Origin of the sequence: uncultured Shewanella sp. (genome assembly GCF_947495455.1) — a bacterium.
Taxonomy (GTDB): Bacteria; Pseudomonadota; Gammaproteobacteria; order Enterobacterales; family Shewanellaceae; genus Shewanella.
In genome coordinates, this window is record NZ_CANLZC010000020.1 from 1 (window position 1) to 18,870 (window position 18,870).

The following is an 18,870-nucleotide window of genomic DNA, read 5'->3' on the forward strand; positions in this document are numbered from 1 at the left end:
CAATGCCATGAAAGTTCCCAAATAAAATCAACTTCCTGGGAATCACCTGTGAGTAAAAAAACTGGGGATTCATCAGTCACGGGTATATAATAAAAAAGCGTTGACTCTCCCATTAGGGGAGGCAATACACTGATGATATCGTAAAACAGAGATTGAGTGTTATTCACCATTCAGGAGGCCACATGTCAGCCACTATATTGTCAGTACCAAATATGAGTTGTACTAGCTGCGTCGCTAAAATAGAAAATGCTTTTCAAGCACAAGCTGGGTTGAGTGTGAGAGTAAATTTAGCCGATAAGCAAGTGATCATTAATGATGAGATTGATATTGAAAAAGCCAAATCCATTATACAAAGTGTGGGCTATGCCAGTGAGTCAGTATTGGATCAGAAAAAAGCCGCTAAAGAGCAAGCGGCAATAGAAGAGAAGCATTATCGAAAACAATTGTGGCAAGCTCTTATCGGTCTAGGGGTTGGGATCCCGTTAATGTTATGGGGGCTATTGGGAGGTGAAATGCAAGTCAGTACCCCTCAAGATCAACTTATTTGGGGAGCCGTGGGCGGATTAACCCTGTTATTAATGATCACAACAGGTGCACATTTTTATCAAGGCATGTGGCGAGCGTTGAAAGCCAAAAGTGCCAATATGGACAGTTTAATTGCCTTAGGAACTGGGGCTGCGTGGATTTATTCTATGCTGGTGGTATTCATGCCTCAATGGTTTCCAATGAATACGCGTCATGTTTATTTTGAAGCCAGTGTCATGATTTTAGGTTTAATTAATTTAGGTCATGCCTTAGAACTAAGAGCAAGAGGGAAAACCAGTGAAGCGGTGCAAAGTTTATTAGGGCTACAAGCATCGACAGCAATCCGTTTGACGGATAAGGGCGATGAAGAAGTCGACATTGGTGAATTAGCACTGGGTGATCGCATTCGATTAAAGCCCGGTGGGCGGGTGGCATTAGATGGGGAAGTGATTGAAGGTCAATCATTACTGAATGAATCCATGCTGACAGGGGAGCCTGTGCCAGTCAATAAAACAGTGGGGGATACTCTTAGCGCAGGAACGGTGAATGGTAATGGCAGTTTGATTTATCGTGTGACCTCTGCTGTGGAAGAGACACGATTAGCAAAAATCATCGCCTTGGTACAAGAAGCGCAAACCTCAAAAATGCCCATAGGTCGATTAACCGATCAAATATCAGCTTACTTTGTGCCTGTTGTGATCCTAATCGCCCTATTGAGCGCCAGTATTTGGTATTTTGCAGGACCAGCACCGGCTTTATCTCATGCATTAGTGGTATTAACCAGTGTGTTGATCATTGCCTGCCCTTGTGCCTTAGGATTGGCGACGCCTATGTCAATTATGGTGTCAGTGGGCCGCGCGGCCAAAATGGGAGTGCTCATTCGAAATGGGGAGGCGATGCAAACGGCCAGTAAGGTGAGTTGTGTGGTGTTAGATAAAACAGGCACTATTACTCAAGGTAAACCGACAGTGACAGACTTGACTTTGCTAAACGGAGAAGATGAGTCAACTTTACTTTCACATATCGCCAGTCTTGAACAAGCCTCGGAGCATCCGCTTGCGAGTGCTATCATTGACAAAGCAAAAGTGGAAAAATTGGATTTAATTGAACCTGATGTGTTTACGAATTATCAGGGAATGGGCATTGTGGGTGGTTTTACCTGTGAGCATGAAGGGGCGGTGGAATATGCGATAGGTAATCTTGCCTTGATGGACAAACTCAATATCAAAGGGGTCGATACACAAGTGCCCTTAACAACAGCTTGGGCAGATGAGGCTAAAACACCTATTTATGTGGCGAAATCGGGGGAGTTAGTGGCCTTGCTTGCCATTAGCGATCCCTTGCATGCAGGGGTTAAAGAAGCGGTTGGTGCCTTAAAGGCCGATGGTATGCGTGTCGTGCTTCTTAGTGGCGATAACGAAAAAACCGTTAATGCGGTAGCAAAAGAGGTGGGGATAAATGAGGTGGTGGCACAAGTGTTACCAGAAGAAAAACAAGCCCATGTGAAGCGATTACAAGCCGCCGGAGAAGTGGTTGCCATGGTGGGGGATGGGATTAATGATGCGCCAGCACTTGTCAGTGCGAATGTCGGCATAGCAATAGGAAGTGGGACTGAAATCGCCATTGAGAGCGCGGATTTAACTTTGCTGTCTCATCAGCTCATGGCTTTAGCCAATACTTTTAAGTTAGCGAAAGCCGGTATGCGTAATATTAAACAAAACTTATTTGGTGCTTTTATTTATAATGCATTAGGGATCCCTTTAGCAGCAGGGCTGCTTTTTCCCTTAACGGGTATGTTATTAAGTCCTGTGATAGCTGGGGGGGCGATGGCATTGTCTTCATTGACTGTTGTCACTAATGCGAATCGCTTACGTCATAAAAAATTGGATTGATACTGAGACCAAAAGAGTGATGGTGAACTTGGGCGTATGAAAGCGTTAACAAAGCGACTATGCAGTGTGATTGTTATTAACATACCCAAGCATACTGGGTCGCTTTTCATTGATTATTTAGCCCTAATTACGCTATAGTACCGCGCTTAAAAATTCAGGCGCGGTGAAGGTTTTTTGTTGTTTACCTCGTTTACTCCTATTGCAACTCAAGCCGTATTTTGGTTAGCTTGAGTGTGGTTTTTGGTGTGTTATGTGTGCTTAAACCATTGCTGATGGGAATTTTTGTTTTATTCAATTTATTATAATTTTGGAATGTCACTTTGATCACTACAGCAAATATTACCATGCAGTTTGGCACTAAGCCGCTGTTTGAAAACATCTCAGTCAAGTTTGGCGGTGGAAACCGTTACGGTTTAATTGGCGCTAACGGTTGTGGTAAATCAACCTTCATGAAAATTTTAGCCGGCGATCTGGATCCGACTTCAGGCAATGTCTCTTTGGATGTCAATGAACGTTTGGGTAAATTGAGTCAGAATCAGTTCGGCTATGAAGAGTTTAATGTTGTTGATACTGTGATCATGGGCTACCCAGAGCTCTGGGCGGTAAAGCAAGAGCGTGATCGTATTTATTCTTTGCCTGAAATGACGGAAGAAGAAGGCATTAAAGTTGCCGATTTAGAGATGGAATTTGCTGAAATGGATGGTTACACCGCTGAATCTCGAGCGGGTGAACTGTTAATGGGTGTGGGTATTCCAGTTGAACAGCATTTTGGCTTAATGAGTGAAATTGCACCGGGCTTTAAGTTGCGAGTATTGTTAGCGCAAGCGCTATTTTCGGATCCAGATGTGTTATTGCTTGATGAGCCTACTAACAACTTGGACATAGATACCATACGTTGGTTACAAGAAATGTTGAATCAGCGTAATAGTACTATGATTATTATCTCCCATGATAGGTACTTCTTAAACTCGGTATGTACTCATATGGCCGACTTGGATTACGGTGAGCTGCGTGTATTCCCGGGTAATTATGATGAATACATGACAGCGGCTAGCCAAGCACGTGAACGTTTGATGGCCGACAATGCCAAGAAAAAGGCGCAAATATCTGAACTTCAAGGCTTCGTTGCACGTTTCTCTGCGAATGCGTCTAAAGCAAAGCAGGCGACTTCTCGTGCTAAGTTAATCGATAAGATTAAACTGGAAGAGGTCAAAGCCTCAAGTCGTGTCAATCCTTTTATTCGTTTTGAGCAAGAAAAGAAGTTATTCCGTAATGCTCTGGTTACAGAAGGCCTCACTAAAGGATTTGATGAAATTCTATTTAAAAACTTAGATCTTATGGTTGAAGTGGGTGAGCGAGTGGCGATTTTGGGCGATAACGGTGTGGGTAAAACAACCTTATTGCGTACATTAGTACACGATTTACCTCAAGATAGCGGGACTATTCAATGGTCAGAAAATTCAGCCATTGGCTATTATGCACAAGATCATGAAAGTGACTTTGAAAATGACATGACCTTGTTTGAATGGATGAGCCAATGGCGTAAACCAAATGATGACGATCAAACTGTTCGTGGTATTTTAGGCCGTATGTTATTTGGATCCGACGACATTAAAAAATCGGTGAAGGTATTATCCGGTGGTGAAAAAGGTCGCATGTTGTTTGGTAAACTGATTATGCAGAAGCCCAATATTTTGCTACTTGATGAGCCAACCAACCATATGGACATGGAATCCATTGAATCATTAAATAATGCCCTTGAAATGTATGAAGGTACGCTGTTATTTGTCAGTCACGATAGAGCATTTGTATCATCATTGGCGACGCGTATTCTTGAAGTGACCCCATCAGGTGTGAATGACTTTAAAGGTACTTACGATGAGTTTTTAAGAAGTAAAGGGGTGGAAGTTTAATCGTCCCTATTTAAAGTTAAAGCGTAAAGCACAAAAAAGCTCGAATTTATTCGAGCTTTTTTGTGCTTGTTAGGTCGATTATTGATATTTTCGTTGTAAATAATCAAACACAGCACGAATACCAAAGGCCTCACCGCCTACAGGCCGGCCGGGGAGTTTGCGATTATTCCAAGCCATGACATCGAAATGTGCCCAAGGGATGTCTTTATCGACAAAGGCTTGTAAATATAAAGCCGCGGTAATGGCGCCGCCAAATGGGCTAGTGGCGCAATTGGATAAATCGGCGACTTCACTTTTAAGTAAATCCTCATAGGCTTGATGAAGCGGCATACGCCATACAGGATCTTCTCGATCTAATCCCGATTGGGTGATCTCGTTGGCCAGTGTATCATCATTACTAAAAAAACCCGGTAACTCAGTGCCTAAAGCAACGCGCATTGCGCCTGTTAAGGTGGCAAAATCGATGATCATGTCAGGGTGATCATGGTTGGCCTCCGACAGTGCATCACACAGGACTAATCGCCCTTCAGCATCGGTGTTATCTATCTCAACGCTAATGCCGTGACGTGTGGTGATCACATCACCGGGTCTAAATGCATTTGCCGAGACAGCATTTTCAACGGCAGGAACGAGAACATGTAGACGAATTGGGAGTTCATGGGCCATGATGAGTTGCGCGAGTCCTATGACATGTGCAGCGCCGCCCATGTCTTTTTTCATTAAGCGCATGCCTGCACCGGGTTTTAAATCCAGCCCGCCAGAATCAAAACAGACGCCTTTACCCACAAGGGTGACTTTAGGCGCATTTTCATCGCCCCAAGTAAAATCAAGTAATCTCGGTGCATGGGCACTGGCACGGCCCACCATATGAATTGTGGGGTAGTTTTTTTCAAGCAGTTTATCACCAATAACTTGATTGAGTTGACCACCAAATTCATCTGCCATTTGGCTTAAGGTGTGTGCTAAATGCTGCGGCATCATGTCGCCAGCTGGCGTATTAATTAAGTCTCGAGTGAGAGAAGTGGCGCGAATAAAACGGTTAACTTTGAGGGCTATTTCCTCGCTTGGCACCACCAATTGTGGAAGGGGATTATGACTTTTCTTGTATCGCTCAAAACGATACCCGCCTAGGCCCCAACTGAAAGCGGCCTTTTCAATTTGGTCTTGATTTCCTTGAATGGCATATTGTCCCTGAGGCAATTGGTTGACTAGCTCACCGCATGCCCAAAAACTGTCTGCTTGTTCAGTCACGTATATGGCTAAGTGTATTTGACCTTCACTATTAGGGATCAGGCAGTGGCCTTGTTTGTCAATATGATGTTGTGAAACCCACGTTTGGGTGAGTACAGGCTGCTCTTTTATCCAGATAGCAAAGCTGTTGGGAGAGAAGAGCATTAATGGAATAGAAGCAGTACTTGTGGGCCCAATGACTAAAGGTTGAGTCATGTGAGCAACCGATTGCGTGGAGGAAGTGTTCATTTTAAGCTCTTAAATTAAAACCATGATAGGTATTAGAGTAACAGGCATAGGTGAGTTGGGAAAGAATTGGGTTACATTCATGTGAATCTATACCCGTGATACTTCAAGATGCCTGTTTTCAGAGTGCGTAAAAGTGCCTAATTCAAGGCGTATTATTGCCGAAATGCTTATTGCCTTTTAAGATGATACAACGTAGAAGTCGGTGCTTTTACACACTCCCAAAGGGCTGGTTTAAAAGACTTTTATACTGTGTTATTAAACACCGGCTTAGAATAACTAGGCTCGATGTTCAATGCCTTGTCTAAAAGGCTTTTAATTCCAGCTGAATCCTGCATCTTGAAGTATCACGGGTATAGTGTGAGCAGTGAATGGTTATTCACTATTGATATAATACCAACCTAAGTAAATAAGTGGTCATTCAGCGAGAATTAAAAATGCGGTAGGCAAGGTCGTTAATCGCTCTTGCATTAACAGGCTGTCCCACCATCCGCGGTGGTCGCAGCTATTTGAAGCTAATAGTGACTCTCGGCTTAGTTTTAAACGTCGATCTACTTCCTCCATCCATGCAGTCGTATATCGAAAATAGATAACGTAGCATAACGCGTTTTTAAACTTGCACAGGGTGAGCCACTCAGGCATTCCATTTTTGTGTTGCATTCATTTAAAAGGGAGCACCATTACTTCATAAATGCGTCTTGAATCATTGTTTCTTTTAATTTTTCATACATGATCCCATTAACTCATTATTAGCATAATTTTTATTAGTTGTTAAAAAATAAAATAGTAATAAAGTATGAGGTTTTTTGAATTTATATCATGCTGTATAGGTGATCTTTCATACTTGAGGTTGATGTTTAGATTCGATGAATACTTGATAATAGTTTCGATATTTTTGAGTTGTTTAAGTCGTTTAGCAGATGAATTAACCTACTTATAATACCGACATTATTTAAAAAATGACTTAGCCAATGTTAGGGAAGATGTTGGCTGTTTTTATTCATTTAGAAAAATAGGTATATCAAGCCGAGTAGAGGCAATCGCTTGGGCGTAAGCAAACTTATTACAGGAGGCAAGCCAATGAACCTGTGGTAAGGCTTAGGTCTGATTAGCAAGTTTTCACGTTAGGCACATGAAATGTCATACGACTCAAGTTTCATGTTTGATAGCTCTGTGAATGCTTACCGTATTGACACACAATGACTTTACGATCATTATAAAATGATGAAGACTTAGAATATAAGCAATATGATCACATTAGACTTGCGACTAGTACACTCATTAGTTGCCCATGAGCGAATTATCATCATTCCATAGGAATGGCGGTTCTTTGTGTGTGTAAAATATGTCAAACCCGCCCATAAGGCGGGTTTTTCTGTCTTATGGCGTTGATTCAACGAAAGGAGGCAGTATGAAAAGAATAATGATATTAGGTAAGCCTGGCAGTGGAAAGTCCACTTTAAGTCGACGCTTGGCGCGTGAAACCCAGATCCCATTACATGCATTGGATATTATTGAATATAAAAAAAGTGGTGAGAGGATTGATCAGGCTTCATACCTTGAAATACATGAAAATATCATTGCAGAAGAGTCTTGGATTATCGAAGGCTTGGGCTTGATGGAGTCATTTTTCCAACGTCTGGAGGTTGCTGATACTGTGATTTATATTGATGTACCTTATTTACTGAGTTATTGGTGGGTAACGAAACGTTTTTTAAAAGGATTGTTCATTCACCCCCAAGGCTGGCCACAAGGTTGCTCTGTGGTAAAAGGCACTTGGCGAAGCTACAAAGTACTCAGGCTTTGCCCACAATTTTGGAATCGTGAGTTCATGGAAAAGCTGCAGGGGTTATCCACATGTAAATCGGTTTATATTATTCGTTCAGCTCATGAGTTAAACCATTTTGTGGAAAAAGAGGTTGCTTGTTAGAGACATTCTCGATGACGCTCACTTGTCAAAATAACCTTGTTATTGAATGGATGAATAAGGTTATTTTTTCATTGAAACGGGCATCTTGAAGTATCACGGGTATAGACAGTGATTTCACCTTTTCATAATACTGCAAAGGTAATGATGAAATGTTCATGCGCAGGAAACTTGCCTTAGGGTAGCACTATGATTTATTTAATTTACTACTGGGATTCGACCAACGTTTACTGGCAATATTAAGAATACGAAGAAATTTAGGGCAGTCTAAATGATGTTTTGCAGGGCAAGCTGCGGCATGACGCAGTCCGTCTCGTATAGCCTTCATTTCATTGATTTTAATATCGAGTGCATTTGCTTTATCCAGTAATACTTGCCTATCAATATTGAGTTGATTTGTGGTGAGCGGAGTGTTGTTAGCATGGAGTAACATGCTTGCGATTTCATTCAGTGATAGGCCAGCTTTACGGCCTAAGGTGATAAGTGACAACCTTAGTATAATATCATCGCCATAGACTCGTCTTAAGCCATTGCGTCCAATGGAGGTGATCAAGCCTTTTTCTTCATAATAGCGTAATGTCGAAGTGGGTAATTTAGCTATTTTTGATACTTCTCCAATATCCATTTTCTGTTCCATGTTTGTCTGTATTTAAAAAAGCATGTCCATAGACTTGACCTAAAGTTGACTTTAAGTAGTAGCATTGATTGATGATGAAAACAAGTCAGGTGAAAGGGAGCAAATGCGACTCTTCATAAACCTTAAGGAGTCAATGATGTGGGACGAAAGATATGATAGAAAAGATTATGTTTATGGAACAAAGCCTAATACTTTTTTGAAAGCGCATTTAGGCAAGCTTTTTAAAGGTAAAGTGTTAAGCCTCGCAGAAGGTGAAGGACGAAATGCGGTTTATATGGCACAACAAGGTTATCAGGTGACCGCAGTTGATGGATCCATTGTCGGCATTGATAAAGCAAGGCGACTTGCGGCAAAACAAGGGGTTCACGTGGAGTTTATTCATGCCGATCTTGCTCATTTTGATATTGCATATGAGCAATGGGATGCCATAGTTTCTATCTTTTGTCCTCTCCCCGCTTTGATAAGGCGGGCCTTATATAAAAAAGTTGAAAGTGGTTTGAAACATCAAGGTGTGTTTATGTTAGAAGCCTATCGGCCTGAGCAATTACAATACGGTACAGGTGGAGGAAATGTGTCAGAGGTGATGCAGAGTGCTGAAACCTTAAGGGCTGAATTACCGAATTTGGCATTCACACATTTAAGTGAATTGGAGCGTGAAGTGAGAGAAGGCGTTTTTCATACGGGAAAAGGGGCGGTCGTGCAGGCGATAGCGATTAAGCTATAGCGAATACGAAAAGGCTATGCGAATACGAAAAGGTGCTAGAGTATCATTGATGGCATGCACTGAATAAAAAATAAAGGAATAGGATGTTAGTAGAGCGTATTATTAAATTGATAGAGCAAGATCGCCTGAGAAAGAAAGCACTTGAGTGTGTTGTGAGTCTTAATTTACCTCAGGGATACATAGCGGCTGGTTTTGTTCGTAATTTAGTTTGGGATGATCTACATCAAAACAAGCGGCCAACACCCTTAAATGATATCGATGTGATTTATTTTGACAGTGAAGCGCGTAATATTGATAAAGATAAAATGTATGAAATGAAACTGCGTCAAATAATGCCAGAAATTAACTGGCAAGTAAAAAACCAGGCGCTAATGCATATTCGAAATGGCGATAGGCCTTACTTAAATATTGTTGATGCCATGAGTTTTTGGCCTGAAAAAGAAACCGCCGTGGCGATTCGCCGTGTGAATAATGGCCGTTATGAATGCCTTTCAGCTTTTGGGTTTGATTCTCTTTTTCAGTTATTAGTGACCCATAACCCTAAACGTTCAAAAGCCATATTTGATGAAAGAGTCAGTGCTAAACAATGGCTGAACTTATGGCCTCAATTAACTATTCTAAGTGATTGATTTAGCTATAGGAGCAATGGCGTGTTTCAATGACGCCATTGCAAACGGGCTTTGACTTTATATGTTCAACTTAACATGCTTTGCTGACCGTCAATAAAGCAGGATCTTGTGGGTTATAGCGTCCACGACTGATGATATTATGAGGATCTAACACAGACTTGAGTTGGTTAACGACCTGCCAAAACGGGGTCTGGCCATTCAGTAACCACTTTTGCTGGTCGATATTTAATCGATAGGGGACAAAACCGAATTTAAGCCCTTCTTTGACTAATTCATTGAGACAGTTATGGGCGTCACTGACTGCTTTGGGGTTTGTTAAATCAAATACAATGGGTATGGTGCTGTCGATACAATCATATCGTAAATTAGTGAATGTAATAAAAGGTTCTATATTGTGTTTAGGACAAATATGTCTAATAAAGTCGACATATTTTCGCATAGCAATAGCATTCATAGGGACTAAGGGGGCATACCATAAGAGACCACAGCCATCTTTTGCCGGTGATAAATAAGGCTCAGCATTGGATGTCTGTGTGGCTATGGCATTTTTATTTCGCCAATAGGCGAGTCTGAGTGCCACTCGATTAGGCCTTCCGAGCATGATCTCTTTGCCTTTGTTAAAGGAGTCAATTTGCGCTTTAGCAAGGGATAAGCGATGGGATGTTTTGATCAAAAAGCGGGGTAACTTGTTGATGACACTATTGCCTATTTTGATGAGAAAACTATCTGAAAAAAGCATTTTACAATGTGTGTGTTTAAATAATTGAGTAATTTCTTTTTTTGCAACCTTAACAATAGCCTCGGTACCATATAAACTGCCAACGAGTGTCCATGCTGGTGTATCGAGGTGCTCAGTGGCGACCCTAATGTTTTCATTCGATAAGGTGATATGGGCGTCTGGCCCATTGGGGTTATCGGCAAACATGGAAATTACACGGCGTTTATCCATCAGGTTAATGGAGCCCACAATTCCTTCGTAATCCCTTAAAGTTTGATGGATGAGAGGAGTGAGTATTTCAAGTTGTTCGTCATTTTTGGCTTGAATGAAAAAAGAGATAAACCCTTTGCGGCGATAGGCCAGTCGCAATGTCATTTCTGTCACTATGCCAAAATTGGATTGGGTAAAGAGTCCATCCATATAAGGACCGACTCCCCATTTAAAGGTTTTATCAACCTTATCTTCGCCAGAGCGATCAAGTTCACTGACAGCGGATTGGTAAGGGCTGCCGTTTCCCCAAATCCCTTTTAATGCTGTGACCGCGCTAAAGTGTTCTTGATGTGGAGTGATACCATATCCTCTCTCAAGGGCATTACTCATGATGGCGCAATCAGGTCCGGCTCCTGTCACGGGAACCATGAATTCGTCGCCATCATTAATTAAAAACTCACTGAGCTGGGCTTGAGTCACTCCAGGTTCAATGGTCACTAATCCCAGTGACTTATTGAGTCTAATATGATTGAGTTTTGATAAGTCTAGAATGATAGCATGGGAAATAATCGCAGCAGGTTGGCTAGTGCTATAGCCCCAATTGCGGCCACTGCAAATGGGATATAAGACAAAACTTGGCTTGTTTTCACGTGAGAGATCATTGGCTAACTTGACGATATCATGAATGACATTTGTGTTGTTTGGCTGAATGACGGCAAATAACTGGCGTTTTTTATTGTATAATTGATCGAAACCCTCAGTCCCCCTGAGATAGGGGGCTAATGCTTCGTCACTTGATAATACGCTTGCTGCATTTCCTACTGTTTTAATAATGTTTTCTAATAGTGGATCCATACTATTATCCCAAGTTTTGTTCAACAAGATCTGTTCAAATAGCATTCTAAAATGAAAAGTATTCCAATGTCGTGATAAATTTTATCTTATTTTTAACATTCTTTATGTTCGATTAAGGCATAGTGTTTTCCTTCACGATATAGAGAAAAGATATATCGACATTCATTCAGTTAAATAGGTTTTTTAAGCAGTTGTACGGCGTATTCGGCATGTTGGAGCAATATGGATTTTGGCTGACCCACTCTGGCTTGAACGGCCATACCATCCATTAAGGTGCTATAAATTGTTGTTATTTCTTTTATATTTAAACTAGCATCCAACTGCTTATCAGCAATTCCTTTGGCTAAACGTGTTTCAAAACCTAATGTGTTTTGCGCTCTCATATTGGTGATTAGATGTTGGATAGTATCATCACTGGGCATAGCGGCAGAGACTTGTACTACAAGGCAACCTTTGGCTTGTGGGTGCTTGAGTAAATTATCCACTGCATTTTCAAAAAAATGGCGGATCCCAGTAAAAATGTCGGGCTCGTTATCTAATGCCTTCCAGGTGGGTTGCCAATATTGTTCTCGATAAAAGTTAAGTGCTTCAGTAAATAAGTTTGCTTTATTTCCAAAGGCTGAATACAAGCTTGGCGGATTAATTTTCAGTACTTTACAAAGCTCAGCAATAGACACTTGTTCATAACTTTTTTGCCAAAATAACTCGAGTGCTAATTGTAGGGCTTTTTCTCTATTGAAGACGCGAGGTCGGCCGCGGCCTTGTGTGGAAGGGGGAGTATTAACCATAAATTAAAAATCAGTTGACAATATTTGTAGTGATCACTATATTATAATTTAAATTATGTGGCAATCACTATAAAAATGGTTTTACGCCATTTTAAGCTGTTGAAGAAGTGGATAACTGAGGAATAGTGAAATGAGTCATCTTTTAAAGCCTGTTAAATTGACCGATGCGTTAACTCTTCGTAATAAAGTGGTTATGGCACCAATGACGACGTGGTCAGCCGATCCGGCGGGCAATGTGTCAACACAAGAACTGGATTTTTATCAAAAACGCAGTAATGGTGTCGGAATGGTGATCACTGGAACGACCTATGTCAGCCAAAATGGTATTGGCTTTGAAAACCAGTTTGGAGGTTGGGATGATAAGTTTATTCCCAGTCTCACCCGGCTCGCAGAGGCGGCAAAAAGTGGAGGTGCACCTGCTATTTTGCAAATTTTCCATGCAGGTGATAAGGCGATTGCTGAATTGACCCCTAATGAAGAGATTGTCAGTGCCAGTGCCGTCCAGTTAGAACAAACATCATCAAATGGCTTACCTATTACGACTCGAGCGTTAAATGATGATGAAGTCTGGCAAATGGTGAAAGATTTTGGCCAAGGGGTTCGCCGCGCGATTATGGCAGGTTTTGATGGTGTAGAGCTTCATGGTGCCCACGGTTTTCTTATTCAGAACTTCTTTTCTCCTCTTTATAATCAACGCCATGACTATTGGGGAGGCTCCTTAGAAAAACGCATGAACTTCCCGTTAGAAGTGGTTAAAGAAGCAAAACGTATCATAGCAAAATATGCGACTAAACCTTTTGCCCTAGGTTACCGAATTTCATTAGAAGAGGCTGAAAGTCATGGTCTTAGAATCGATGATAGTTTGCAGCTCATTGATGCGCTAATCGCACAAGACATTAGCTATTTACATGTCTCTTTAGGGGATTTATTAGGCTATAAACCTATTGATAAACAGGTTTCAACAACATCCATTGAACTGGTGAGTCAGCACGTTAATAAGCGTATTCCTGTTATTGCGGCAGGCTCCATTAAATTACCTTCTCAGGCAGAGCAAGCCTTGCAACTGGGTGTTGATTTTGTGGCTGTGGGTCAAGGATTAGTTATCAATCCTAATTGGGTTGAATTGGCACAATCGGGTCAATCAGGGTTAATTGAGCAGTCAATCGATTTGAGCAATACACCTTTACCCGATGGTTTAGTCCATTATATTCGCAGTTGGACAGGCTGGTTTAATATAAAAACGGCATAAATGTGTCTTGAATTGAAACCCCTGAGGGATGCTGAATTGAGCATTGATTGAGTGAGATTGGTTTAAAAGACGAGAATCGACTTCTCGTCTTTATTTATTGGTAGTCTCACTCATAAATTTAACCTATTTGGGTCATTGTTTTTTTATCCTTTCCTTATAGATTTAAAGATTGTGCCTTTATTTTTGGCTATTTCTGTGAGAAAAAGGATAATACCAATTCCATTATATAAGTGATCTTTCAGCGGGAATTCAACATGCTGTAGGCAAGGTCGTTAATTGCTCCTGCATTAACAGACAGTCCCACCATCCATGGTGGTCGCAGATGATTGAAGCTAATAGTCATTCTATATCGAAAGCAGCTAACGTAGCATAAAGTATGTTGAAACCCGCACAAAGTGAGCTGCTCAGACATTCCACTTCTGCGTTGCATTCATTTGAAAGGGAATCACCATTACAGCATAAATGCGCCTTGAATTGAAAAGCCTGAGAAGCTCTGAATTGATTATCTATATAATGGAATTGGTATAAACACTGTCTCAAATCGACTCAAGGAGCAAAGCATGGGAGAGGTATTTTTGACGACATTGATTTCGATGGGGGTGATGAAATTGATGTGGATTGGTTTACTTTTGTCACTGGTGTGGCTGCCATCAGCGATTTATTGCCTTCGGCTTGGAAGGCAAAAGGGGAGGCCCATTTTTAGTTTCATTAACGGCTTGTTTCTGGGGCCATTGGGAGTCTTGCTAATGCTGCAAGTGAAGAAAAATAAACTAAGTTGATTGCTTTTTCTTAGCGCTATTGCAGTATCGTTGTCAGCGCTTTTATGCCATTTCATATATGGCTTTCCTTACTCTTCTTTTTTATTATTAATTCATTTTTATTGTTTATTCATTATGTGAGTTTTTACACAGCATTATCTGCTGTCATTTTACCTGCGGTAGCGTTTATTGTGAAAGTGACAGCCTTTCAATCTTGTTGGCATTTCTTTTGAAAGGGGTTGGTTATTTTAGTAGGCTTTGAAAACTAAGGTGTATACTCAATAGATACCCATATGAAATGGAGCTAGAATGCGAAGCCTATTTTCGGTGAAAATACCATTATTGCTAATGAGTTTGTTGTGTATATTGCCTTTATTTGCTCAAGCGGATGATGACGTCATTTGGACGGCAGTATTTTCTGATTTTACTCCCATTAACGACAAAGTTGATATTGATTATTGTCAATCACACACGCCAAGTGTCATAGTCACTACGATTAAACAAATTACTAGTTCAAAAGGAGTGACTGGGCTTAATGGAGTGAATATTCGCTATTTATCTTATAAAACGGAGGAAAAAGATAATTTGTATTTCAATTTAGTGCATGCCATTGTCAGTGGCAAGGGAACGAACGGAAAATCTTGGTCGGAGAAAATGACCTTATATGAACAAACATTAGACACTGTTGGCGTGACTTACACCGTTTGGAGCACGCCTCATTGTAAAGGAACGTTTCTTGGCACACCGACAAGAGTGAGTCAATAACATAATGATGTGATTAGCAATATTAGGCTGTGTTTGTATGGAAGCGGATGACCAAGGAGAGGTGATATGACGAAAAAAGAGCGGTGGACATTAACTCGAGAGAAGCTAGCGTCTCAGACATTGCCTGAGTGGCTTCAAGAGAGAGTCGATTCGGGTGAGTTGAATTTATTAGATGATGCAGCAAGGCAAACCTTATTAAAGCAAACCCTATCTTCTTATTTGAAAGATAAACCTTTGTGGATTTTTGCTTACGGCTCTTTGATGTGGAATCCAACTTTTCATTTTGAACATGTCGAGCCTTGTATATTGAAAGGCTACCACAGACAATTTTGCATTCGAGATGTCATTGCCAGAGGAACCAGTGCACAGCCTGCATTGATGCTAGGAATTGAACAAGGTGGTGAGTGCCAAGGTCTCGGCTATCAAATTTCGCCTAAGAAGGTGAATAAAGAACTTGAAATCCTCTGGAATAGAGAGATGTTAACTGGAGTATATGTACCCACTTGGGTTGACATTGTGTTGTCGTCAAAGGAGAAGGTTTCCGCGCTAACATTTACGATGAATCCAACCCATCCTAATTATTTACCGGGACTTTCCTTGGAACAAGTGGACCAATTTGTTGCAACCGCATCGGGTCCTCTAGGCAGGAATTGTGATTACCTTTTTCAATTAGTTGAACGCTTACAAGAGCTTGATCTTGAAGATGAGGCCATGAGTCAATTAAAGCAATCGCTAACGAAATAGGCTTAGTGTTAGCATTAAGATTGGCATAAATGCCAAACGTTGGTGCTGAGGCGTCCATTACATCACTACAAAACACAGGAATTCATACCCTAGGGAAATTGATGACAGTCACAACTATTAAAAATATCAGTTAATTTATATTGTTTCCAGCGCTCAATAGCTCAATAAAAGAAATGGGTGAAGTGCCAATATGCCTTTATTGAACGAAAGTCAGATCTTATCCCTGATTTCTTTGTCTACTATAGGTAACGAAAATAGGTAACGAAAATAGGTAACGAAAATAGGTAACGAAAAAGCCCATTGAAATACTATCGTATTTTCCTGTTTGAGTGATTTAAGCTTGTTCTATTCATCCTATTCATCCTATTCATCTTTTACCCTAGTTCGGGCGTTGAGCCTTTGTTTCTTTTTGGGCCTTCTATCGGAGAGGTTATTAAAGGAGCTCGGCAGTACTTCAACACCTACCCATTTACCCAGTTTAACGATTAATGGGATCGTAAGTGGCGCAAAAGGCAGTATGGCAAACACGCCTAAACCTAAACTCTTGAGTAAATCGGCAAATTGTTTATTGGCTTTAGCAACTTCTTCATGAGTAGCTTGTTTTTGAGTATATCGCTTATAAATGATAAGCATGTCTTTTGTTTCTTGTTTTTCTTGAGACAAGGCTTCTTTAATTAACAACATATCACGCTTCAAACGCATCCAAGCTCGGCGTCGCCCAATACGAATAACGCGTATCGGGGCTTTGTGTATATAAGCATAAATTTTCATTTTTAGATTGTCTCATAGCTAAGCCATTAAGGCTATTAAAAATAAGCTCATTTAGTGGAAACAATTCTGTTCAAAAGTATGACTAAGTATCATACTTAAGTGAACACTAAGGTGATGAATAAGGTGAAACCATGTCCAAAAGTAAAGAACCTGTTTTGGCAAGCGTTGCGGCCTTTTTGAGCAAGTCTCATGGCTTTTATATTGATGGTAAACATGTAGAGGCTCAAAATGAAAATCGTCTTAATATATATAACCCAGCTGATGCCAGTGTCATTGCATCTTGTGGTGATGCGACTAAAGAGGAGGTCGATAGTGCTGTGTCTAGTGCATGGCAAGTTTTTACGCAAAAGACGTGGGTGAATTGCTTACCTGTAGCCAAAGAGAAAGTGTTACTTAAATTTGCCGATCTCGTCGAAGCATACGCTCATGAATTGGCGCAGTTGTTGACATTAGAGCAAGGTAAGTCTGTTAGTATGGCACGAGATTTAGAAGTGAGTTGCGCAGTGCAATGGATGCGATATACAGCGGGGCTTGTGACAAAACATAATGGTCAATACTTGAATGTATCGCTCCCTTTTCCTAAGGGGGCACAATATCAAGCATGGACGACAAAAAATCCTATTGGAGTCGTTGCTGGAATCGTGCCTTCTAATTTTCCACTGTTAATCGGAATATGGAAAGTATTGCCTGCGTTGGCAGCTGGTTGCTCTGTTGTGATAAAACCTGCTGAAACTACGCCATTAAGTATGCTTAGACTGGCGGAGTTAGCCACTGAAGCGGGGATCCCTAATGGCGTTTTTAATGTCATCACAGGTAAAGGTCAAGCGGCTGGAGAGTGGCTTGTGACTCACCCTTTAATCAATAAAGTGAGCTTTACAGGATCGACAGTAACAGGTAAAAAAATAGCCTGTTTAGCGGCAACAGATTTAAAGCAAGTGGTGTTAGAATTAGGGGGGAATAATCCTGCTATTGTCCTTAAAGATAGTGATCCGAGTCTGGTTGTACCCGGATTATTGACTTCTAGTTTTTTAAACCAAGGTCAAGTTTGTGCGGCGAGTTCGCGTATTTACATTGAAGCGCCTTTATTTGACCAGATAGTAGCGCAGTTTGAGCAAGCAATCCAATCTATGTCCATAGGTTGTGGTTTAGATCATCAGGCGCAAATCAACCCCTTGAGTACAGCTAATCAACAGAGCGTGGTTCAAAATCACCTGACTCAAGTGCGCAAGCAAGGTGTTGAAGTGATCACAGGGCCAAATACGCCAAGTGAGGGTTTTTATGTGTCCCCTGCTTTAATCATTAACCCAGATTATCATCATTTACTGAATAAAGAGGAAGTGTTTGGTCCTGTTGTTAATTTGATACCAGTGGCGAATGAAAGCGAAGCACTTCTGCTCGCCAATGACAGTGATTATGGGCTCTGTGCAAGTGTTTGGACGAATCAACTGGATAAAGCCATAACTTATTCTAATGCGCTTCAGGTAGGCACAGTGTGGGTCAATAGCCATGGGTTTATCGATCCTAATATGCCATTTGGCGGCGTGAAAATGTCTGGCATTGGCCAAGAGTTTGGAGCAAATTGGTTAGATGCCTATAGCGATACAAAGTCGGTTTGCATTAAATATTAGTGTGAAGTGCAAGAATGCAGAGTGCATCTTGATATCTGATAATGATTAGTTCCAGTCTTTAACGAATTCATGTATCTAGGCTCAGTACTAAACCTGTGACGTCCTCTTTTCCTCGTGGGCCGATTTTATGGCCTTGTCCCTGTGTATCTTTGAACAGAGCGAGTTCCCCAGCCAATAGTACTAGTGTATCCCCCGTGGAGACTTCAACGAGAACTTGGCCCTTTAAGATCACTAATATCACATCTTGAGGAGGGTTTCGCCAAGTATGGGAAAGATTGGCTGGAAATTGCCAAAAATCCATGCGGGTAACAGGCCAAGGCTCAGAAAAGGGGATAGGGTGAAGTGGATCGCCATAAGGAAAACGGTTGTTTGAAGTGGCTTTATCTTGAGTGTCGGCTTGAGTGTCAGTCCACATGTTAATGTCAGTGCTGCTCAGATAAGAGGAACCATCAGCAGCTGTCAATATGGTTGGAATACGCATAACCCTTGACCTTTCTTTTTGCTAAGGTAAAAATTCAGTGAAAGTCAGATAAAAGTATAGCGCGATATTGTCTGGCTCGCCGAGTAAGACTGACTTTTCGGTGAGCAGGTATGCCATCGAAAAGATACTAGGAAGCAGATACTTGGGGACAGATATTAGGGATTAGGGTGGAATAACCTT

Annotated in this window: 15 protein-coding genes; 9 read left to right on the plus strand and 6 right to left on the minus strand. The window is 41.2% G+C overall.

Translation table 11 applies throughout. The features are described 5' to 3' along the window. The first annotated feature begins 182 nt into the window (after positions 1-182). Both Q0791_RS07605 and Q0791_RS07610 read left to right on the plus strand, forming a co-directional pair. Positions 183-2,417, plus strand: a complete 2,235-nt coding sequence (locus tag Q0791_RS07605) for a heavy metal translocating P-type ATPase (protein ID WP_299004384.1) — start codon at positions 183-185, stop codon at positions 2,415-2,417. A gap of 320 nt (positions 2,418-2,737) precedes the next feature. Beyond that, a complete protein-coding gene (locus Q0791_RS07610; RefSeq protein WP_299004386.1) occupies positions 2,738-4,330 on the plus strand; it encodes an ABC-F family ATPase in 1,593 nt (530 codons plus the stop codon). 78 nt (positions 4,331-4,408) lie between these two features. Here the strand turns inward: Q0791_RS07610 and Q0791_RS07615 are convergent, their stop codons facing one another. After that, complete coding sequence (locus Q0791_RS07615) at positions 4,409-5,776, minus strand: M17 family metallopeptidase (protein WP_299004517.1); 1,368 nt, start codon at positions 5,774-5,776, stop codon at positions 4,409-4,411. Between the two features lie 1,441 nt (positions 5,777-7,217). Here Q0791_RS07615 and Q0791_RS07620 point away from each other — a divergent pair. Then, positions 7,218-7,736: an AAA family ATPase gene (locus Q0791_RS07620; protein ID WP_299004388.1), complete on the plus strand. Its 519-nt coding sequence runs from the start codon at positions 7,218-7,220 to the stop codon at positions 7,734-7,736. Between the two features lie 184 nt (positions 7,737-7,920). Here the strand turns inward: Q0791_RS07620 and Q0791_RS07625 are convergent, their stop codons facing one another. After that, positions 7,921-8,358 (minus strand): helix-turn-helix domain-containing protein, encoded by a 438-nt coding sequence (locus tag Q0791_RS07625; RefSeq protein ID WP_299004390.1) that lies wholly within the window; start codon positions 8,356-8,358, stop codon positions 7,921-7,923. A gap of 145 nt (positions 8,359-8,503) precedes the next feature. On the opposite strand from Q0791_RS07625, the gene Q0791_RS07630 reads away from it, so the two are divergent. Next, positions 8,504-9,094 carry a bifunctional 2-polyprenyl-6-hydroxyphenol methylase/3-demethylubiquinol 3-O-methyltransferase UbiG gene (locus Q0791_RS07630; protein ID WP_299004392.1) on the plus strand — a complete coding sequence of 197 codons (591 nt, stop codon included), beginning with the start codon at positions 8,504-8,506 and terminating at the stop codon, positions 9,092-9,094. A gap of 83 nt (positions 9,095-9,177) precedes the next feature. Next, positions 9,178-9,723 (plus strand): nucleotidyltransferase family protein, encoded by a 546-nt coding sequence (locus Q0791_RS07635; protein WP_299004394.1) that lies wholly within the window; start codon positions 9,178-9,180, stop codon positions 9,721-9,723. A 70-nt stretch (positions 9,724-9,793) separates the two neighbouring features. On the opposite strand, the gene Q0791_RS07640 is transcribed toward Q0791_RS07635, so the two are convergent. Further along, positions 9,794-11,506, minus strand: a complete 1,713-nt coding sequence (locus Q0791_RS07640; RefSeq protein ID WP_299004396.1) for an FAD-binding protein — start codon at positions 11,504-11,506, stop codon at positions 9,794-9,796. 170 nt (positions 11,507-11,676) lie between these two features. After that, on the minus strand, positions 11,677-12,294 hold the full coding sequence (locus Q0791_RS07645) for a TetR/AcrR family transcriptional regulator (RefSeq protein ID WP_299004398.1): 618 nt from the start codon (positions 12,292-12,294) through the stop codon (positions 11,677-11,679). Between the two features lie 130 nt (positions 12,295-12,424). Between Q0791_RS07645 and Q0791_RS07650 the strand changes: the two genes are divergently transcribed. The 3 genes from Q0791_RS07650 (at position 12,425) to Q0791_RS07660 (ending at position 15,810) form a co-directional block, all read left to right on the plus strand. Beyond that, positions 12,425-13,543 carry an NADH-dependent flavin oxidoreductase gene (locus tag Q0791_RS07650; RefSeq protein ID WP_299004400.1) on the plus strand — a complete coding sequence of 373 codons (1,119 nt, stop codon included), beginning with the start codon at positions 12,425-12,427 and terminating at the stop codon, positions 13,541-13,543. Between the two features lie 1,067 nt (positions 13,544-14,610). Next, complete coding sequence (locus Q0791_RS07655) at positions 14,611-15,066, plus strand: hypothetical protein (protein WP_299004402.1); 456 nt, start codon at positions 14,611-14,613, stop codon at positions 15,064-15,066. 66 nt (positions 15,067-15,132) lie between these two features. Beyond that, positions 15,133-15,810 (plus strand): gamma-glutamylcyclotransferase, encoded by a 678-nt coding sequence (locus Q0791_RS07660; RefSeq protein ID WP_299004404.1) that lies wholly within the window; start codon positions 15,133-15,135, stop codon positions 15,808-15,810. A gap of 363 nt (positions 15,811-16,173) precedes the next feature. On the opposite strand, the gene Q0791_RS07665 is transcribed toward Q0791_RS07660, so the two are convergent. Then, entirely contained in the window at positions 16,174-16,581 is a 408-nt protein-coding gene (locus Q0791_RS07665; RefSeq protein WP_299004406.1) for an LETM1 domain-containing protein, read from the minus strand. Positions 16,582-16,712: 131 nt separating this feature from the next. On the opposite strand from Q0791_RS07665, the gene Q0791_RS07670 reads away from it, so the two are divergent. Beyond that, entirely contained in the window at positions 16,713-18,209 is a 1,497-nt protein-coding gene (locus Q0791_RS07670; protein WP_299004408.1) for an aldehyde dehydrogenase family protein, read from the plus strand. A 67-nt stretch (positions 18,210-18,276) separates the two neighbouring features. On the opposite strand, the gene Q0791_RS07675 is transcribed toward Q0791_RS07670, so the two are convergent. Beyond that, positions 18,277-18,690: a cupin domain-containing protein gene (locus tag Q0791_RS07675; RefSeq protein WP_299004410.1), complete on the minus strand. Its 414-nt coding sequence runs from the start codon at positions 18,688-18,690 to the stop codon at positions 18,277-18,279. Positions 18,691-18,870 lie beyond the last annotated feature (180 nt).

Bases quoted from the DNA above. Each gene is read 5' to 3' on its own strand.
- Q0791_RS07605 (WP_299004384.1), top strand. From the start codon at position 183: ATGTCAGCCACTATATTGTCAGTACCAAATATGAGTTGTACTAGCTGC.
- Q0791_RS07615 (WP_299004517.1), bottom strand. From the start codon at position 5,776: ATGACTCAACCTTTAGTCATTGGGCCCACAAGTACTGCTTCTATTCCA.
- Q0791_RS07620 (WP_299004388.1), top strand. From the start codon at position 7,218: ATGAAAAGAATAATGATATTAGGTAAGCCTGGCAGTGGAAAGTCCACT.
- Q0791_RS07625 (WP_299004390.1), bottom strand. From the start codon at position 8,358: ATGGATATTGGAGAAGTATCAAAAATAGCTAAATTACCCACTTCGACA.
- Q0791_RS07630 (WP_299004392.1), top strand. From the start codon at position 8,504: ATGATGTGGGACGAAAGATATGATAGAAAAGATTATGTTTATGGAACA.
- Q0791_RS07635 (WP_299004394.1), top strand. From the start codon at position 9,178: ATGTTAGTAGAGCGTATTATTAAATTGATAGAGCAAGATCGCCTGAGA.
- Q0791_RS07640 (WP_299004396.1), bottom strand. From the start codon at position 11,506: ATGGATCCACTATTAGAAAACATTATTAAAACAGTAGGAAATGCAGCA.
- Q0791_RS07645 (WP_299004398.1), bottom strand. From the start codon at position 12,294: ATGGTTAATACTCCCCCTTCCACACAAGGCCGCGGCCGACCTCGCGTC.
- Q0791_RS07650 (WP_299004400.1), top strand. From the start codon at position 12,425: ATGAGTCATCTTTTAAAGCCTGTTAAATTGACCGATGCGTTAACTCTT.
- Q0791_RS07655 (WP_299004402.1), top strand. From the start codon at position 14,611: ATGCGAAGCCTATTTTCGGTGAAAATACCATTATTGCTAATGAGTTTG.
- Q0791_RS07660 (WP_299004404.1), top strand. From the start codon at position 15,133: ATGACGAAAAAAGAGCGGTGGACATTAACTCGAGAGAAGCTAGCGTCT.
- Q0791_RS07665 (WP_299004406.1), bottom strand. From the start codon at position 16,581: ATGAAAATTTATGCTTATATACACAAAGCCCCGATACGCGTTATTCGT.
- Q0791_RS07670 (WP_299004408.1), top strand. From the start codon at position 16,713: ATGTCCAAAAGTAAAGAACCTGTTTTGGCAAGCGTTGCGGCCTTTTTG.
- Q0791_RS07675 (WP_299004410.1), bottom strand. From the start codon at position 18,690: ATGCGTATTCCAACCATATTGACAGCTGCTGATGGTTCCTCTTATCTG.